Source organism: Leptospirales bacterium (assembly GCA_019694655.1).
GTDB lineage: Bacteria > Spirochaetota > Leptospiria > Leptospirales > Leptonemataceae > SSF53.
This window is the reverse complement of sequence record JAIBBN010000022.1, coordinates 1-16,612: the sequence shown is the minus strand read 5'-3', so window position 1 is coordinate 16,612 and position 16,612 is coordinate 1. Positions and strand designations below refer to the sequence as shown.

General features: G+C 58.4%; 18 protein-coding genes. 9 read left to right on the top strand and 9 right to left on the bottom strand.

From position 1 onward, the window contains the following. Positions 1 to 20: 20 nt before the first annotated feature. The 4 genes from K1X75_17415 to K1X75_17400 all read right to left on the bottom strand — a co-directional run bounded on the left by K1X75_17415 (position 21) and on the right by K1X75_17400 (position 3,544). Positions 21 to 749, bottom strand: coding sequence for a glycosyltransferase family 2 protein (locus tag K1X75_17415; protein ID MBX7059846.1), 729 nt, complete (start codon positions 747 to 749; stop codon positions 21 to 23). Positions 750 to 813: 64 nt separating this feature from the next. Next, positions 814 to 1,605 (bottom strand): hypothetical protein, encoded by a 792-nt coding sequence (locus K1X75_17410; protein MBX7059845.1) that lies wholly within the window; start codon positions 1,603 to 1,605, stop codon positions 814 to 816. Between the two features lie 83 nt (positions 1,606 to 1,688). Next, complete coding sequence (locus K1X75_17405; protein ID MBX7059844.1) at positions 1,689 to 3,017, bottom strand: FecR family protein; 1,329 nt, start codon at positions 3,015 to 3,017, stop codon at positions 1,689 to 1,691. Then, positions 3,017 to 3,544, bottom strand: a complete 528-nt coding sequence (locus tag K1X75_17400) for a sigma-70 family RNA polymerase sigma factor (GenBank protein ID MBX7059843.1) — start codon at positions 3,542 to 3,544, stop codon at positions 3,017 to 3,019. The genes K1X75_17405 and K1X75_17400 overlap by 1 nt, the downstream gene beginning before the upstream one ends. A 206-nt stretch (positions 3,545 to 3,750) precedes the next feature. On the opposite strand from K1X75_17400, the gene K1X75_17395 reads away from it, so the two are divergent. The 4 genes from K1X75_17395 to pdxH all read left to right on the top strand — a co-directional run bounded on the left by K1X75_17395 (position 3,751) and on the right by pdxH (position 6,197). After that, positions 3,751 to 3,960, top strand: coding sequence for a hypothetical protein (locus K1X75_17395; protein MBX7059842.1), 210 nt, complete (start codon positions 3,751 to 3,753; stop codon positions 3,958 to 3,960). A 4-nt stretch (positions 3,961 to 3,964) separates the two neighbouring features. Then, a complete protein-coding gene (locus K1X75_17390) occupies positions 3,965 to 5,014 on the top strand; it encodes a hypothetical protein (GenBank protein MBX7059841.1) in 1,050 nt (349 codons plus the stop codon). A gap of 167 nt (positions 5,015 to 5,181) precedes the next feature. After that, positions 5,182 to 5,535, top strand: a complete 354-nt coding sequence (locus tag K1X75_17385; protein ID MBX7059840.1) for a PilZ domain-containing protein — start codon at positions 5,182 to 5,184, stop codon at positions 5,533 to 5,535. 11 nt (positions 5,536 to 5,546) lie between these two features. Beyond that, complete coding sequence (gene pdxH / locus K1X75_17380) at positions 5,547 to 6,197, top strand: pyridoxamine 5'-phosphate oxidase (GenBank protein ID MBX7059839.1); 651 nt, start codon at positions 5,547 to 5,549, stop codon at positions 6,195 to 6,197. Between the two features lie 37 nt (positions 6,198 to 6,234). Here pdxH and K1X75_17375 read toward each other — a convergent pair whose 3' ends face one another. Both K1X75_17375 and K1X75_17370 read right to left on the bottom strand, forming a co-directional pair. Next, positions 6,235 to 7,011: an enoyl-CoA hydratase/isomerase family protein gene (locus tag K1X75_17375; protein ID MBX7059838.1), complete on the bottom strand. Its 777-nt coding sequence runs from the start codon at positions 7,009 to 7,011 to the stop codon at positions 6,235 to 6,237. A 69-nt stretch (positions 7,012 to 7,080) separates the two neighbouring features. Further along, complete coding sequence (locus K1X75_17370; GenBank protein MBX7059837.1) at positions 7,081 to 8,133, bottom strand: NAD-dependent epimerase/dehydratase family protein; 1,053 nt, start codon at positions 8,131 to 8,133, stop codon at positions 7,081 to 7,083. Between the two features lie 134 nt (positions 8,134 to 8,267). On the opposite strand from K1X75_17370, the gene K1X75_17365 reads away from it, so the two are divergent. Genes K1X75_17365 through K1X75_17355 form a run of 3 tightly spaced genes read left to right on the top strand, consistent with a single transcriptional unit; the run spans position 8,268 to position 12,482 of the window. Further along, positions 8,268 to 8,915, top strand: a complete 648-nt coding sequence (locus K1X75_17365) for an ABC transporter substrate-binding protein (GenBank protein MBX7059836.1) — start codon at positions 8,268 to 8,270, stop codon at positions 8,913 to 8,915. A 4-nt stretch (positions 8,916 to 8,919) separates the two neighbouring features. Beyond that, entirely contained in the window at positions 8,920 to 11,811 is a 2,892-nt protein-coding gene (locus tag K1X75_17360) for an MMPL family transporter (GenBank protein ID MBX7059835.1), read from the top strand. Continuing rightward, positions 11,808 to 12,482 (top strand): MXAN_6521/LA_1396 family lipoprotein, encoded by a 675-nt coding sequence (locus tag K1X75_17355; protein ID MBX7059834.1) that lies wholly within the window; start codon positions 11,808 to 11,810, stop codon positions 12,480 to 12,482. Before K1X75_17360 ends, K1X75_17355 begins: the two co-directional genes overlap by 4 nt. A 12-nt stretch (positions 12,483 to 12,494) precedes the next feature. On the opposite strand, the gene K1X75_17350 is transcribed toward K1X75_17355, so the two are convergent. Both K1X75_17350 and K1X75_17345 read right to left on the bottom strand, forming a co-directional pair. Beyond that, positions 12,495 to 13,685 (bottom strand): NADP-dependent malic enzyme, encoded by a 1,191-nt coding sequence (locus tag K1X75_17350; protein MBX7059833.1) that lies wholly within the window; start codon positions 13,683 to 13,685, stop codon positions 12,495 to 12,497. A 176-nt stretch (positions 13,686 to 13,861) separates the two neighbouring features. After that, entirely contained in the window at positions 13,862 to 14,176 is a 315-nt protein-coding gene (locus K1X75_17345; protein ID MBX7059832.1) for a hypothetical protein, read from the bottom strand. Between the two features lie 91 nt (positions 14,177 to 14,267). On the opposite strand from K1X75_17345, the gene K1X75_17340 reads away from it, so the two are divergent. After that, positions 14,268 to 15,158 (top strand): matrixin family metalloprotease, encoded by an 891-nt coding sequence (locus K1X75_17340; protein MBX7059831.1) that lies wholly within the window; start codon positions 14,268 to 14,270, stop codon positions 15,156 to 15,158. A 37-nt stretch (positions 15,159 to 15,195) separates the two neighbouring features. On the opposite strand, the gene K1X75_17335 is transcribed toward K1X75_17340, so the two are convergent. Beyond that, entirely contained in the window at positions 15,196 to 15,888 is a 693-nt protein-coding gene (locus K1X75_17335) for a class I SAM-dependent methyltransferase (GenBank protein ID MBX7059830.1), read from the bottom strand. Between the two features lie 210 nt (positions 15,889 to 16,098). On the opposite strand from K1X75_17335, the gene K1X75_17330 reads away from it, so the two are divergent. Then, positions 16,099 to 16,612 (top strand): hypothetical protein (locus tag K1X75_17330; protein ID MBX7059829.1); only part of this gene is annotated, 514 nt, incomplete at its 3' end.

The window sequence follows — 16,612 nt, the reverse complement described above, 5'->3', positions numbered from 1 at the left end:
TTCTGCGACGGCCGGCGTTTTTAGCGACGTTCGCGATTTTGACGCCAGTAAGCGGCGCCATAGCGATCGGTCGGCAAACCGATCAGGTCTAAAAACCAAATTGCAATATCGCGGCCAAATACGCGCCATACGCCGCCTTCTCTGAAGCGTCGCGAAGAAGTAAACATTCTGGCTGGCGCCAGACGCAACTGACCAAATTGCCCCAGCTTCTTGCACAAGTCGGAGGACTCCAGTATGCGGCGCCGGGGGAAGCCTTGAGCCTGGTGAAAGATTTCCGTGCGCACGAAGAGCCCCTGATCGCCATAGTATCGCCGCCAGATCCGGTAGCGAAGGCGGTTGACCAGCTCAACAATTCGCAAGGGAATTCCTGGTCCGCTCAGGGCGAATTCAAAAGCGCCGCCGATAACGCGCGGATCAGCCAGAAGCCTGCGGATGTGTAAGAACATTTCCTCCGGCGCTTCACTGTCGGCGTCGAGAAAAAGTAGCACGCGACCGCGGGCCTGGGAAGCGCCAAGATTGCAGGCGTCGGCGCGACAATCAATTGTCGCATCGGCCAGGACCCGGGCCCCCAATTGGCGTGCAAGCTCCGGCGTACCGTCGCTTGATCCAGAATCGGCCACAATCAGCTCGTAATCTTCGGCGCCGCCGACCTGACGCAAGCGAGCGACTGTTGCCGCCAGGTAGCGCGCCTCGTTCAAACAGGGTACAATGACGCTGAGTTCTGGGTCCTTGATGTTTAAATTGTTCATCTGTTCCCCGCCAATTTTCGGGCAAAAGCGGGCCAGGGGCAAGCCAATCCGGGTCAGGCCGGCGTCAAAATCGCCAGCGTAAAGCAAAGCTAAGCGATTGGTCGCGACCGATGGGCAAAAGCTGCAGATCAACGGTTGCCGCACTGCTGGCATCGTTTCCGGCGGCTGAATCGGGTTGCCAGAGCCAGGCCAGATATCCGTCTAGCAGCAGCGCCGAAAGTAACAGGCCAAGGGACGCATTGCGCCGCTTGCGGTAGTCAGCTTCACTCAAGTAACCTTTGCTGGAAAGCGGGTGGCGCACAGTCCTTGCGCCCTGATCAAACCAATAGTAAAGAAATACAAATCGTTCGCCTGTGCCCGACGGAAGGGCATTGGCGCCGGCCAGCCCCGTAACAGTATATCCAAAGTCGTCATTCTGAAGAACCGGAGCGTTACGCCACAATAAGGCCTGCCACAAGAGCAGAGATTCGCTGGCTGAGAAAAACAAGCCCCAGTAGGGTCGTCCCGCACAATAGTGCGGCGTCCAGATGGGAATCAGACCTTCTAGAAAAGGAAACTCGCTGCGGCAAGCGCCGGGAACGACGGCTGGTTCAGACGAACCGATCGTCGACGACGACGCCACGGACGCCGTTTCGCTTACATCGTTCGATCCAGATTGGCGATCGGCTTCACGGACCGAGGGCGATGCTGTTTGATTGTCAACTGCACCGGGCGCCCATTGCACCGGCGCATAGCGCAGAGATTGCATCGACCTTACCGGAAAATTCAACCGTCGCCCATCTTCCGTTTGCACCTCTACCACGCGACGACCAAGTCTGGTGCGAACGTTTTCAAAGCGCCGGCCATCCTTCAACACGACGGTATCGGCAATTAGTCCGCGGAAACCTATGGCGAGGCAAAGAGCCGAGCACAAAACGGCGGCAGCTGTAGGATGCGGATTCACTGGCTTTCAACACTCCGCACCTGACTCAGCGGGATCGACTGGACGCCGCCGCTTGCATCAAAAACGCGCAGCGACTCGCCCTCCTGCACCGCGCGACCATACAGGATTCGGCCGTCGACTAAGAGAATTCGATGAGGCGAGCCGGCTGCGGTGCGTGCACGATGTCGAGGCAAGGACGACTCTTGCGCCTCGCCAAGCTCCCTGTGCTGCGATTCCGTGATTTCAGCCGCCTCGCTCAGCGATTGCAAGAGTCGACTGTGCCCGGCATCCAGTTGAACCACGCGTGAATCCGAGTTCAGTCCCTGCAGGGCTCGCAACTCTTCCGCAGAGAGCGATTGGCGCCAGCTCTGCAACTGAGCGCGGTCCGGACTGGAATTGCCGGGATCGGCAGCGGCGTCGCCTTGCGGTGCGCGCAGTAAAGCCTGACGCGCCTTTGCAAGCTGCGTTGCGTCTTCCTCAATCGATACGCTTTGACCATCGGCAATGGTCTGTAACGATTCTGTGGAAGTCGGCTGGGCCAGCGCCTCGCGCAGCGATGCCTGACCGGCCGGAGGCGCCAGAAACAGCGGATCCTGTTGCAGCGAGGCCCGGCCTTCCAGCACCGATACTTGCAGATGATGGTTAGTACGACTCAAGTAAACGCGAGTGCCAATCAATCGTACGCGCGCGGCGCCGCTGTAGAGTTCAAATTCGCGGTCGGCGCCCGACCGCAATCCGATCGCCAGAAGGCGTCCTTCTTCCAGACGAAGCTGGATTCGACCTTCGCTCTGGTAGATTCGGCTGAGCGCACCTGGAAAGAGTCGCACCAGAACGTATCCGGATGCCAGGCGCAATTCGCAGAAATGGGAAGGACTGGCGTTGCCAATCATCCAGCCGGCATAGTTCCCGGCCAGCAGCGGTCCAGGTCTGATGCCATTTTCGCGCCGGCAGTACTCGCCAAAGGCGACGGTGGTCTGTGGCCTGAACAAAGTTTCAATCGATTGGCGCGACAACCACAGACCAAGGGCCATCGCGCCAAAAACAAGAGCGGCCAGCGCCCATTGCCAGGGCCCGCGTCGAGCGCCGCCTCGACGGCGCGAAGCGGATTCTTGAAAATGGCTGCGCCTGGCGCTTGCGGCTGCGGCCAGAGCCGAGTTTGCAGGCGTAGCGGACAGCAGCTGTGTATCCAGCTCGCAGGCCTCCTGAAACTCGCGGGCAAAGTCCTCGCTGGCAAGAATCAACAGCAGCAGACGTCGTTTCCCGTAACGATCCAGATCGTTCCAGAGCAATCGACCGAGCAATGTTTCGAATTCGGCGCGAGCTGTTGCTTTTGGAATCTTTTCCATTACAGCCCTCCCTCGAATTCAAAACCCTTGCTTTGCAATGCAGCGCGCATTCGCTTCAGCGCGTCTGCAAAGCGTCGGGCGGCCGTGCTTGGCGGCATAGTCAATCGTTCGGCGCATTCCTTGAGCGACAGGTTCTCATAGTATTTCCAGCGCAACAGGCTGCGGTCCGGCTCCGGCAGGGATTCCAGAGCTTCGCCGATCGCCTGATCGCGCTCCCGGCGTTCCGCAGCCTCGCCAAAATTTGGCCGCATATCCGCTGGCTCAATGTCCAGCCCAACACTCTCCCTTCCCGCCGTACGCTGCTGGCGCCGTCGCACCAGATTGGCGCCAATCGCAAATATCCAGGAGCGTGCGTCGCCTTTCTCCGGTCGAAAAGTGTGAAGGTAGCGGCGCGCCGCCAGAAAAGCGTCCTGCGTCAGTTCCTCAGCCAGGTCAGCGTCGCCGCACATCTGTGTCAGTCGCGAGCAAAGCGCCCGGCGATGGGTTCGATACAACTCAGCAATGTCTGGAACAGCCTCCGATTCCATGACGCAATCCGTGCTTGCGCCGGCTCTTGCCGTAGTCCAGCAATCCCCCAGCGGAACCATTTTTTTGGAAGGTCCAAGTAGAACCCCGCTATTTTTGTCCGATTTCGCTGTAAGCGCCTCTGGACTTTTTTTGGTACGGAACTGGCGGCGGCGGACTACTGCTGACGTGCGGTCTGCTGGCGGATCGCAGCAGGAGATGTGTCAAGATGATACCAAAGATCATTCCCCTGAGCCGCAGGGCGATTGTAACCGCAGCGGTAACGCTGTTCATAGCAGTCGCTCTGACAATCCAGAGCGGCTGTCAAAAGGAAGACTCAAACAATGATGAGCTTCTACTGTTGCTGGGACTTGCGGCGCTGCAGTCGCAAAGCTCAGGATTCTTCATTACCATACCGCTCGGCATGGCCACGAGGTAAGAACATGAATGCATTGCGAAAAATCAAGGTATGGGTCGCAGCCTTCGCCGTCGCGGCGGCTTTTTTTGGCGTATCCGCCAGCTACAAGCAACGCCGAACGGACCCGTCGGTATTCTTGCCCACCGGCGATTTACAGCTGTCTGGACTGGCGCCGGTATTTGCCGCTTCCTCCAGCTGGGACGGCGTACGTGGCGTGACCACATTCATCAACGATGTGACTCGAGGCGTAGACCGGATCATTGTCGGTCTGCAAAATTCCGGAGCGCTCAGCCAGAGCAGCATCTTGCGCACCACTTCGGGGAATCTAAAGATCAAGTTGAATCCGAACTTCAGCAGCTCCGTTACCAGCACCGCCCTGGGCGCGCGAAGCTACAACGTGAGCTTTGAAGCGTGGCGCAACGATGGAGTGAAGTTTCTCGAATTGTATTTCGATAGCGCCACTGCCAGGAACGAGGCGCTGGTGATCTGGCAGCCAAACGTCGTGGACGCAACGGTCAACCCCGCTGGCTCTAACAAAATCGAATGTGCAATGAGCGGAGGCGCAAGCAATGGCTTCATGGTCTGTTCCTGGAACGGACCGATCGAGAATCCCGGCGCCGTGACCGCTGGAAGATTCAAAGTCGATCCGAACAGCGTTTCAGGCTTGGTCAGCGTGAAGGGCGCCGCTATAGCGATTGCCAACCCCTGCGCTGGCGGAAATGCCGATGTCTACGCCATGGCTTTCATTGCCAGAAATGCAAATCCATTCTATACCACGGCGCGCTTTGGCTTCAACGACAACGCGATCGCCGCAACAGTGTGCGGCGGCGCAAATCCGCTGAACAACGCCTATTTCAACATCAACGCCAACGGATTTGCATCCGATTCCAGTAGATATTTTGTTCAGGAGGGCGTTACTACAGACCTCGACCCGAACTATCCGACTGTGGCAAGCGTCAATGCGCTCTTTGGCGAATTGGGCGGCGCGGCAGATGGCGACGGCGTAAGCATCACGACCGCCGTTCTAAGCGCATTGAATGTGGTCTTTCGCGGCGCAGCTTCGCCTGATTTTTGAAGCGCACAGAGCGGATGCCAGCACTGGCATCCGCTTTTCTGGCGCCCGGCCAGGCATTGAGACTGGATCACAATCTTTTTTGCACTGCACAAAAAAGGACTTGCCCCTCGGCCGGCGACTGTCGATTTTCCCGTTAGAGACTGAGTGCAGTCTCAGGCGAGGTCGGAATGAGGAGCGAAAGAGCCTATCCGCGCGTTTCGCCGCGCGATTTTGAAGATTACTCGGTGCAATTGCTGGCCGGAGACAGCTTCTTTTCCGGAATGCTGGGCAACATCTCTGAGGATGGGCTGTGCGTACTGATTCCCGGGAACGTGGAAATCCCGGACGATTGCCGGCAAATCGAGCGCGGCAATATTCTCAGTCGGCACCTCAAAGAGCCGATTGAATTTCGCGGAGATATCGTGTGGACTGCTCCGGCAGAAGGCGAGCACGAACAGCTTACCATGGCTGGCATTCATTTCCAGTCAGCGCTTGCTCTGCCCGAGTCGCTGACGGCGCGCAGCCTCAGTATGCAGGACTGAGGTCCGTTGCCATGGCCGTAGATCGTGATACTCTACGCAGCCTGCCCTGCGTATTCAACAAGAGCGAACTGAAGGAAGCGGAAGCGGGCGGGGATCCGCTGGCCCTCTTTCAAGAATGGTTCTCAGAGGCGCTGCGTCTGGAAATACCACAGGCTAACGCCTTTACCCTGGCCACCGCCGACAATCAAGGCCAACCCTCCGCTCGCGTGTTGCTGCTCAAGGAAGCCGACGACAAGGGCTTTGTTTTCTATACTAACTATGGCAGTCGAAAAGGCGACGATCTGGCTTCCAACCCGCGCGCTGCAATGTGCTTTTACTGGCGCGAGATGGAGAAGCAGGTGCGTATCGAAGGCCGCGTAGAGCGCGTCAGTCGTGAAGAATCTGCCGACTACTTTCGGACACGACCGCGAGAGAGCCGGCTGGGGGCCCATGCCTCGCAGCAAAGCGCGCCGATCGAAGACCGTGAAGCGCTGGATCGCCGCTTCGCCGCGGCTGAAAGCCGTTTTCCGGAGGAAGAGACGCCATTGCCTGACGCCTGGGGCGGCTTTCGGCTCTTGCCGCACAGCCTGGAATTCTGGCAAGGACGCAGCGGACGATTGCACGATCGTCTGATTTATCGGCGCCACGGATCGCAATGGGATCGCACTCGTCTTCAACCTTGAGCTGAGCGGCAGCGCCGTTGAAAAACCAGACGAAAGCTCAGCGATTGCGGCCAGCGATATTGTTCAGCGCTCTCTCAAACACCGGTTGCTGAATCAGCCATTCAATGTACTTCAGATCGTCGGGCTCATCGCGTTCAATGTCGTGTAAGATTGCCGATCGATAGGACTTCCTGGTCAGGATCCATGCTTCCTGATCAAGGCGCAGAATTGCATCCATTCGCTTCATGCAGGCAGCGCGCAGCGCTTCAAGATTTGGCTCGACGCCATCGATCAAGCCAGCGGCCAGCGCCTCTTCCGGTTTGTAAGCCATGCCCTCCACCATTTCGCGCACATTTCGCGGATGGACCAGGCGATGCATAAAATGGGTATAGACGCGCGGCAAGGGCAGGCCCACGGCCATTTCGGAAAAGCCAATCCGACCGCTGTCCTTCAACATGTAACGATAGTCGGCGCAGACTGAAATCACGGCGCCGCCGGCCATGGCATGGCCGGCGATTTCAGCGATCCAGGGCTTCTCAATGCGCAGCAGCTCGCCCAGGAAGCGCGTCATGCCCTGAATAGTCTTCAAGCGTTCGGCAGGCGACGAGTCCAGCAGCAGTTTGCCATCAAGACCATTGGAAAAAAATTTTGGATGCGCCGAGCGCACCAGAATGCCATCGGCCACAGCGCAGGCTTCTTTCATGCTTTGCAGCATCTCCGGAAGCATTGCGCCGCTCAGCGTGTTGTTGGGATCGATCGCGTGAATTGTAAGGATGGCAACCTTGCCGCGTTTGCGTTCTTCGATTTCAAAGGGAAAATGAGCGCTGCCGGCCATAGGCCAGCCAGCGCCGCTAAGGATGCAGAGGCAAGCCGTTTTGCCACAGAGGCGAAACGGCAGCTGCTATTAGACCTGGCCGGCGCTTAGCGCTTGTTCCACCGCATCGACCAGGGTTTGCTGGATCGGTCGATACTCCAGACCAAGGTCCTTCTTGCTGTAGCTGGCATCGAAGGAGTAAGGCGCGCCTACGTTGCGCGAAATATAATCCCAGCTCAACCCAAAGAAAGGCCCGATCAAGTAGAGCATGAATTTCGGAAGCACCCGCGTTGGCAGGGGGAAACGCCGGCCGTAGTGGGCGCTCAGTTGCCGGGCCAGCTCGATCATTGGCACTGTGTCCGCCGCCAGAATATGGCGCCCGCTGGCCGACGGAATCAGGCCGGCGAGGATGTGAGCGCGAGCCACATCACGGACATCGACAATGCTCATCGTCAAATCAGGACAGCCAGGACGATACTCGCCATTGGTCATTGACCGAATGAAATTGATGCTCACTGATTCGGCGCGACCGGACAGCGCCGGACCCAGCACAAATGCTGGATTGACGACAACCAGATCCCAGCGCTGCTGTTGCCGGGCGATTTTCCAGGCCTCCTCCTCCGCCAGTTTCTTGGAAAAAGCATAGGGTTGCCGCTTCAAGCTGCTGCTGAAATTCCAGTGCGTCTCATTGAATACGCCGCCGTCGACTTGAGCAGCGTCCGCGCCATCGCCCATAATGGCGACGATACTTGAGGTTAGAACGACTCGCCGGACCGAGACGCAACGATTGGCCTCTTCCAGCACCTCCCGCGTGCCCTGTACGGCCGGCTCAACCAATTGTTTCTGTGCATCCTTGATGCCCGTGATCATGAAGGGCGATGCTGTGTGCATCACTAGCTGGCAGCCCTGCATCGCTTCTTGAAAGGCGCCGGCCTGCAACAGGTCTGCTGCAAATAGCTGAAGCTTGCCGGGATACTTCTGACCGAGTTCTTTTAGATGGGTCAGCCGTTGCTCATCGGTCGGGTTGCGTACCGTGGCCCGGACGACAAATCCATCCTCCAGCAAATAGCGGACAATCCACGACGCAATAAAACCAGCCCCGCCGGTGACCAGAACAGGAGCGCTGCGATCAATTTGTGTCATCCTGGAGTCAGCAAGCATTGCCGCCGCCTTCACGACCACAAGAAAAGGAAACCCAGGCTCGGCCTAAAAAAGTGGCTGCGTCGGCGCAAGCCAGGCGCAGTCATGTGTTCGTCGATCGAGGAGAGCCCAAACTCATGCCCAGCTTCCGTCTGAATATCCTGACCAGGAAACGCGCTTGCAGCCGATGGTCCCGCTCCATCGCAGCTTTGATCATTGTAGCAGGTCTGGCCGCCTGCGCCAGCGCCGAGGACGAGGACTTTCAGGCGGGTGGCGGTGCGGACGATCATCCGGCCGTGGCCGCCGTTCGACGGCTGGTTGGATTCATTCGATACGAAAGAGACGATCGTGCCCTGCAGCTTGTAAATATGCAGGCCCTCGCCCAGCAATTGCTGGGCGCCGAGTATTCACGCACGCCCCCGGAGAAGCGCGCTCGTTTTGAGGAGTTGCTGAGCGAATACATTCGCCTCAACGCCTTTCCTCAGGCCCGCGGCTATTTTAAGGATATCGATATCAGCTACGGTGCGCCGGCCTTCACGGGAGGGCGTGTGCGCATTCCTTCTTCCATCGCCTATCTGGGCAGCGAACGCGCCCGATTCAGCTGGGTGCTGGAACAAACGGCAGGACGCTACCAAGTGGTCGACTTTCTGAATGCGCAGGGCGTATCCAGCATGCAGAGTTCGCGCGATCGTCAAATCCAACCGCTGCTGCGGCAGGGCGGCATCGACCTGGTTCTGGAAAAACTGAACGCTCTGGTCGAAGAGCTGCGCAACAAGTCGCACTGATATTGTGATTCGACAACGATTGCGACGCTTTTGCGTCTACTACCTTTCGCGCCCGTGGCGCAGCCTGCTGGTTGTGATGGCGCTGTTGGCAGTTGCTGTCAACGGCGCGATGCGGTTGACCATCGACTCGAACCAGCTAAATTTGCTGCCGGCCAGCGATCCGACTGTGGCCGAATCGATTCGCGTCGCCCGTTTGCTGGGCGGCGCCGGCTATCTGTCCGTGGCTTTGCGCATGAAGGATCGCGATGCCGGCGATGAACTCTTCTACCGCGGACTGGATCTGCGCCGCGCTGGCTCGCGCGCCGAGGGCGACGCATTGCTGGAGCGTGCGCGCCAGGAGTACCGCCGGTTGCTGCCCGCCAATCGCGCACAATCGCAAAGCTTGAAGCAGGCCGCTGAAGAGCTCGGCGCATTGATTCAGCAGATGCCCGACGTCCAGTATGCATCCTACAAGGTTGAACTGGACCTGATGCGGCGCAAGGCTCTGTACTTTGTACGTACAAATGATTTACGCGAGGGCTTTCGACGCATTGGACTGAAGCGCGACGAACTGGTAGAGCGCGCCAGCCCCTTCTACGTCGACCTCGGTCAACCCGGCTATCGCCTGGACGTCGGCGACTTGATTGATCGTTATCGCACTGTCGGCAAAAAGGATATTAGCGACGAATACAACATCTCCATCGATAAGAAGATGCTGGTAATCGGCATCAAGCCGGTCTTTGGCTCGGATGATCTGGCGCGCAGCCGCGACCTGATCCAGCGCATTCAGATGGCCGTAACCCGGCTGAAACTGGAGGATCGAGGCATCGAGACTGCATTTGCTGGAAACTATACGTTGTATGTAGAAGGCTACGATTCGATTCGAAACAGTCTCGCGCCAACGACGCTGATTGCGCTGGCCGGCGTCGCGCTGGTCCTGGCTGCATTCATCCGTCGCATTGGCGCCGTAGTGGCGCTGATGCTTGGCCTGCTCTATTCAATCGCAATCGCCGCCGGATTCACAGGCTATGTGCTTGGACAATTGAACGTCCTAACGTCAATTTTTGGCGGCATCCTGGCTGGTTTTGGCATTGATTTTGGCATTCATCTGGTGTATCGGATTCGCGAGGAATTGTCCGAGGGCCTTGCCTTTCCCGAGGCGGTGGCGCAGGCGATCTGGCACTCTGGCGCCGCGGCTGCCTTCTCCGCCGCCACGACGATTGCCGCTTTCGCAACTTTGATTCCTTCCGCCTTTGGCGGCTTCAGCCAGCTCGGCCTGATTTCAGCCTATGGCCTGCTCTTTACCTGGCTGTGTATGTTCTTTGTAACGCCGATTTTTCTGGCTCTGATGCTCAAGTTGCAGCCGGGACTGCTTGGCGATGCCAGCGCTCGCAAGGTTTATGCTCGCAACGAGGAACGGCTGAAACACCGACTGAGCGGGCCGCGCGTAGTGCGCATCACCTTGATTTCACTGATGGCGCTGCTGACCATTGCAGCGCTCTTTGCCAGCCGCGTTTCCTTCGACGGCCGCGCCAGCACGATGGTTGATCAAAGCGTACCTGCCGATCGTTTGACCGACGAACTCTCCGTCCGTTTTGATGTGGCAGGATCGCCGTCAGTAATCGCCCTGCCCGACCTCGACCAAACGCGCGCCCTCTGGGAAGCGATGGAACCGCTGACCGACGAACAACGCAAGTCGATCGCTCAGGTAATTTCGCCCTTTACCTTTGTGCCGCCGCGCACCCAGCAGCTGGAAAACCATCGTCTGATGCAGAAGTTTCTGGCGGAGAGCAGCGCTATCCCGCCCGGCGCGGTTCCCGAAGAATACCGCGGACTGTATCATTACGCGCTTTCAATGATCAATGAACCGACCTTCCGCATCGAAGATGTACCTTCTTCTGCACTGGCGCCATTCCGTCAGGCCCCTGATGTCCGCGAAGAGGTCTGGCTTACCATCATCTATCCGATCATCGACCAGCTCGATGATGCCGCGGGCGTACAGACTTTTGGCAAACTGATCGAACTGGTGCGCTTTCCGGTCATTGGTCGACAGAGCATTCGCGATCTGGCCTACTTTGGCCCCTCGTTTGCTGCCAGCCGCGGAATGGCCCTGCGCGGTTCGCGGATTCCTCAGCCGGTCGCCGGCATCGAGGGTCTGGATCTCAGCGAGAGCGACATTCAGGGCGCACTGCTAGTAGCCAACCTTGCCGATGAGAGTTATTTGCGGCGCAGCGTTGGACTTTCGCAGCTGGCCGTGCAAACGCTGTTGAACGGCCGTCCCTTCGATTCACTGCAGGCTTTGCAGGCGCACAAACTGCAAGGTCGCGCCGCCGGCGCCAACTCCATCCTCGCCAAATTCATGGAAATCGTACAACGCGAACTGCGTACCATTTTGATATCCAGTTTGCTTTTGACTATCTTGATGCTGGCCATCAGCGTGCGTCGATTTTCATTTACGCTAATTGCCATGGCCCCGTTGGCAGCGGGTATTGTCCTCACTGCCGGCGCTCTTGGGATGTTCAAGATCTCTCTGAACTATTTCAACATCGTGGTTGTTCCCATCCTCTTTGGCTACGGCGTAAATAGCGGAATCTTTATCTTCCATCGCTATCTGGAGTGCGGCGATGTATTTCGCACTATCTACCGCACGGGCGCCGCTGCACTCGGCTCCATACTAACCTCTCTGGCCGGCTGGGGCGCGATTGCTCTGACCTCGCATCCAGGACTGCGTTCGATGGGACTGCTGGCCGTCGCCGGTCTAACAGCAATGATGATTGCTACCCTGATCTTCTTGCCTGCTCTGCTACGTACGCTGGAACCGATTACACCGGCGCTCCGCGAGCGCGCCCATCAGGCCAGACTGCAGGCTCGGCGCCATGAAGAGGAACTTGCTGCTCAGGAATCTGCAAAAATATGAAAACGATTCGTCTGCTTCCAGAATGGAACGCGTCGCGCCGCCTGGCTGCGTTGCCTGCCGCCCTGTTGCTCTTTTCCTGTGTAGTACAGTCGCGCTACGCGCATCCTCGTTTTGCGCCGGATGGCGCCGCAGCGCAGAAGCGTATCGCTCTGAGCCTGGCCGGACCCGCCGAGATGTCGGCGGCGGCGCAGTGGATGTATTTGGGAATGTTGCGCGACTATCTAGCTCATCACAGCGAATACTTGATCCTCGGCGGAAGCCCTGTCTCCGAGGCCGCTAACGTCTCGGTCGCTGCCGGCAATCCGCCGACCCTTTGCCGGCAACGCTTCGGCGGACGGAGTGCAGACGCAGTATTGAGCAGCAAAATTGAGCAATTGCAAATCGCTGACGATGAAGTGCAGCTTGCCGTTGTCTCAACGCTCTTGAGCTGTACCGACGGCGAGCCGCTCTGGCGAATCAGCGGCGCTTCAACATGGGCGGCCGTCGATAGCGGGCTGCGCGGCGCCACGCACGCATATGGCGAACGCTACGGGGAACCTCGCCTGGTTCCGGCCTACTGGCGAATGATTCGGGCCCTTTATGACGAGTTGCCAGGTCCGCGACTGAGTCCGGCCGAAGCCGACGAAAAGATTGAGCTGGATTCTGGCGCTATGTTCCGGCTGACGCACTGAGCCGCCGGCGGCTCAGACCTGGGCGCGCTCTTTTTCCCATTCCGCTTTTACAGCGCTGGCAACAGAACTGGCAGCGACTTTGTCCAGCGCCGAAGGAATAATACTTTCGGGGCCAATTTCCTGCACATGGGCCGCCAGCGCTCTGGCGGCGGCCAGCTTCATGCGGTTGGTGATGCGCGGAGCGCGTATGTCCAGCGCGCCGCGAAAGATCCCGGGAAATGCAAGCACATTGTTCACCTGGTTTGGCAGGTCGCTACGGCCGGTGCCGACCACAAAGGCGCCGGCGCCGAGCGCTACGTCAGGCATGATTTCTGGAATCGGATTGGCCAGAGCAAAGATGATCGAGCGTGGCGCCATCGATTTGACCATGTCGACGGTCATGCGGTTTGCCGCGCTTACACCGATAAATACATCCGCGCCGGCGACGGCGTCTTCCAGTTGTCCGTGCAGGTCCCACTTATTGGTGGCCAGCGACAGGCGCGCCTTGGCCGGATTGCTTTTGATGTCGCCGCGATCGCGGCTGATGATTCCCTTGGTATCGCAAGCGATCACATCGGCCACTGCCTCCGTTTTACCGCTCTCGTGACCGACGCCCAGCAGCATATAGGCGATGGCCGTGCCGGCAGCGCCGGAACCATTGATCACGACGCGCAATTCTGAAAATTTCTTCTCCGCCAGGCGCGCCGCGTTGAGCAGAGCGGCATAGAGGACAACGGCAGTGCCATGTTGATCATCATGGAAAACTGGAATGCCTAGATCCTGCAGGGCCTCCTCCACTTCAAAGCAGCGCGGGGCGGCAATGTCTTCGAGATTGATGCCGCCAAATACCGGCGCAATATTGCGAACGATCTGAATGAGATCGCCGGTATCCTGAGTGCTGATGCAAATCGGGAAGGCATCGATATCAGCGTACTCCTTGAATAGAACCGCCTTGCCCTCCATCACCGGAATAGCGGCATGTGCGCCGATGTTGCCCAGTCCCAGTACTGCAGACCCGTCGCTGACCACAGCCACGGTATTGCGCTTGATGGTTAACTGGTAGGCCTGCGCGGGATCGAGCGCAATCTCCTGACAGGCACGGGCAACGCCGGGCGTATACTGCAGGGAGAGGTCATGCCGATTGCGAATGGGCGCGCGCGGAGCAATGGAAAGTTTGCCGCCTATCTCGCGGTGAAACTGCAGGGATTCTTCGTAAATGTCCATAAGTGCGGCCCCTGGCCATGCTCTCGGAAGCGGCCTTATCGGCCAGCGGAAAGGGCCTGAAGTCCGGCGCTTTGCGGCTGGGGACGGACAGAATCATGGCGGCGCTCTGCTGGATTACGTCCCGTTGAGCGGAATGTCGGCAAGCGATGGGCAACCCGGCCGCAATGCCTGCTCGATCAAGGGACGCAGGGCGTCCGAAAAGCGCTGCTGGCCAGCGCAAACGCGATCATCGCTTTCGCGCAAACTGCGCCAGTGTAAGAGCCGGCGTTGAGCTCCAGCTCCAGGCCTCGCGCTCCTGGAGGGCCGACGATTGCAATGCTATGGCTGTAGGCTTGCGCCGTGCTGACAAATCCCGAGCGAAGATCCAGTCGCAGATCTGCATCCTGCCACTGCCGGCCCCCGCTTTGTGCGTCCGCAGGGCTTTGGCAGACGCTCAGGCCCATGAACAGACTGCAGACAATTGCCCTGAATTTGCGTCGAATTGAGAACATTCGCTTGCTTCCCATGCAGACGGCTCCAAAATACTGGTTGCAATCGCTTCTTGCCAGAACTGGCTGCTGGACGTCGATTGCAGATTCATCGATGAGGCCGAAAAGAGCATTACTTATTCTAGTAGTTTGTAGCAGTCTGTGCGGGGCGTTGCAATGTTCCAGCAGCGAAGATGGCAGCGACGACTTTCTGACCTTTCTCGTCGCCTACTTGATCATCGACAATCCGCCGCCCGTACAACTCTATGTCAACCGAGCCGCCAATGCGCTTGATGCCTGGCAAATTGGACTGCAGACCGGTCTCAGCGCCAGCGGTCGCTCTACGATCAGCAGCTTTCAGTACAATCCCAAGAACTGGATTACAGTAGCCGGTTCGACCTGTGCCGCCAAAGGGGTGCCTGGGGATATGCAGGGCAGCAATTGTCCGCTTTCTGGCGGTGTGATCGGCGTTTGCGCCACGCGCTACTACACCGCAACAGGCGAGATTGTCGATACAACGGCCGTAATGCTGGACACTTTTCAGCAATCAGCTTCATCCGTGGAAGCGCAATCCGTCTTTACTCATGAAGTGGGCCACTGCCTGGGCCTCAAGCATACTGCCTCTACGCTCAATATCATGTATCCGGACACCTCTGGCGCCAATACGCCCAACGCCGCTGAGCTGGCTGCCGTTGCCGACGGCTATTCGCCGGTCGGGCCTCCCAGCGTAGCCAACGGCGACAATTTCTACCAGGGCGGTGCTGGCGGTCCTTATCTCCGGCAATTCAGCTTCCCCTCTTACTACGCCTCCGGAACGATTGGTTCGCGCTTTACTGTCGAAGGCTCAAGCGCTCAGTCCGAAGATCCGCCGCCGGGTCCGCCTGTGGACGGCGTGGTTACTGTCTGGCATCTGCTATATGCCGATGGTCGCGAGGAAATGCGAAGCTTCGACACACAAGGCCGACGCCGCTTCTCCGCTTATTTCGCCTCGCTACCGCCGCGCTGAATCTGCGCGGCGGCGCAGGTCAAATGACTGCAGGTCGTCAGGCCAGGGCGACGAAAACGGCAAAGAACCCATCGCGAAAAACCAGATCTGCGTGGCGAAATCCAGCAGCGCGCAGCCAGCCAAGCTGTTCCTCGACCGTGGCGTTGCGGTCCAGTTTACGCCGCTCCTGCGACGCAGCAATTGCCGCAGCGCTGAGGTCCGTAGCCCGTACCTGCTCCAGCCAATCCTCCTCAAATCTCCGTTCAAACCAGGCGCCGCTTCCGCGCGCTTGATCGACATTGACAAAGCGACCGCCGGGCCGCAACCAGCGATACGCTGCAGCGAAGAGCGATTGCTTTGCTTCATCCTCCAGGTGGTGGATGGAAAGCGCAGAGGCGACCAGGTCAAATTGCCCCCCTTCCAATGCCTGGCGATCAGCGTCGCTGCTGTAGTCGCATTGCCGTAACACAACGCGCGCATCGCCGGCAAAGCGTCGGCCGGCCTTTTGCAGCATTTCCGGCGAGGAATCGATCAGCGTAAGCAAAGCCGCCGGATGACGCTGGCGAAGCATGGCGCTGAACATTCCTGTTCCACAGCCCAGCTCCAGGATGCTGGCCGTGTGTGTTTCGGATTCCGCAAATTTAAGACCTGCTCCGTAAAAGGCATCGAAGCAAGGAATCAAGCGCCGTCGTTCCGGATCGTAGTAGGCGGCATTGGCCGCCCAGAGTCTGGCGGCATTGGAGGGATTCATAGAGTTCTCCTTCTGCAAATGGCAGAGGAATGGTATGGCACGCTCCGAGTCATAATGCAAATAGATATGTCCTATTCTTACTATGCCTATTTGTAATAGCTCGCTGCAGCGAACTTCATGCCCTCTTCACTCCCGCTTCATTGCGTTCCCATCTTCACTGGCAATGCTGGATCGTGACGCAGCGTCCGCGCTGCGCAGAGGAGCAAGCGCATGAACTTCTACTGGAATGACTGGAGTCCGCTGAACCTCAGCTACGACCTGGCTTTTGTAGGAGGATTTGGCGTCGTCTGGCTGCTATGCGCACTGCTATTTCGCGGCCTGCGCGGGCCAGCGCAGAGCGCCGGACGCAGCGCTCTTTTGGCCTTTGCCTTGCATTTCCCGCTCTCCATGATATTCATAGCGGCCCGTCCGCACGCTGGATTCCTCGTGGTTCACTACTTTTGGACCATGCTGACAGCGGCCCTGCCGCTCAGCTGTATATTGATAGCTCGACGCTGGTCAGGTGCGGCGCGCGCCGCGCTGGCCCTGGCGGCATTTGCCTTGCTGCTGCTGAAGCTGTACGCGGAAGCGATTGAACCCAGACAGTTGCAGACCGATCATTTCGCAATTGAGGATCGGCGCATCTCGGCGCCAGTAAGGATCGCTCACATTACGGACCTACAGACCGACGGCATTGGTCCGATGCACTGGCAAGCTCGCCAGCAGCTGCGCAGTTTTCAGCCCG

Excerpts from the sequence above, each read along its gene's own strand:
- K1X75_17415 (MBX7059846.1), bottom strand. The coding sequence starts at position 749 with ATGAACAATTTAAACATCAAGGACCCAGAACTCAGCGTCATTGTACCC.
- K1X75_17405 (MBX7059844.1), bottom strand. The coding sequence starts at position 3,017 with ATGGAAAAGATTCCAAAAGCAACAGCTCGCGCCGAATTCGAAACATTG.
- K1X75_17400 (MBX7059843.1), bottom strand. The coding sequence starts at position 3,544 with ATGGAATCGGAGGCTGTTCCAGACATTGCTGAGTTGTATCGAACCCAT.
- K1X75_17395 (MBX7059842.1), top strand. The coding sequence starts at position 3,751 with ATGATACCAAAGATCATTCCCCTGAGCCGCAGGGCGATTGTAACCGCA.
- K1X75_17390 (MBX7059841.1), top strand. The coding sequence starts at position 3,965 with ATGAATGCATTGCGAAAAATCAAGGTATGGGTCGCAGCCTTCGCCGTC.
- K1X75_17385 (MBX7059840.1), top strand. The coding sequence starts at position 5,182 with ATGAGGAGCGAAAGAGCCTATCCGCGCGTTTCGCCGCGCGATTTTGAA.
- pdxH (MBX7059839.1), top strand. The coding sequence starts at position 5,547 with ATGGCCGTAGATCGTGATACTCTACGCAGCCTGCCCTGCGTATTCAAC.
- K1X75_17375 (MBX7059838.1), bottom strand. The coding sequence starts at position 7,011 with ATGGCCGGCAGCGCTCATTTTCCCTTTGAAATCGAAGAACGCAAACGC.
- K1X75_17370 (MBX7059837.1), bottom strand. The coding sequence starts at position 8,133 with ATGACACAAATTGATCGCAGCGCTCCTGTTCTGGTCACCGGCGGGGCT.
- K1X75_17365 (MBX7059836.1), top strand. The coding sequence starts at position 8,268 with ATGCCCAGCTTCCGTCTGAATATCCTGACCAGGAAACGCGCTTGCAGC.
- K1X75_17355 (MBX7059834.1), top strand. The coding sequence starts at position 11,808 with ATGAAAACGATTCGTCTGCTTCCAGAATGGAACGCGTCGCGCCGCCTG.
- K1X75_17350 (MBX7059833.1), bottom strand. The coding sequence starts at position 13,685 with ATGGACATTTACGAAGAATCCCTGCAGTTTCACCGCGAGATAGGCGGC.
- K1X75_17345 (MBX7059832.1), bottom strand. The coding sequence starts at position 14,176 with ATGTTCTCAATTCGACGCAAATTCAGGGCAATTGTCTGCAGTCTGTTC.
- K1X75_17340 (MBX7059831.1), top strand. The coding sequence starts at position 14,268 with ATGAGGCCGAAAAGAGCATTACTTATTCTAGTAGTTTGTAGCAGTCTG.
- K1X75_17335 (MBX7059830.1), bottom strand. The coding sequence starts at position 15,888 with ATGAATCCCTCCAATGCCGCCAGACTCTGGGCGGCCAATGCCGCCTAC.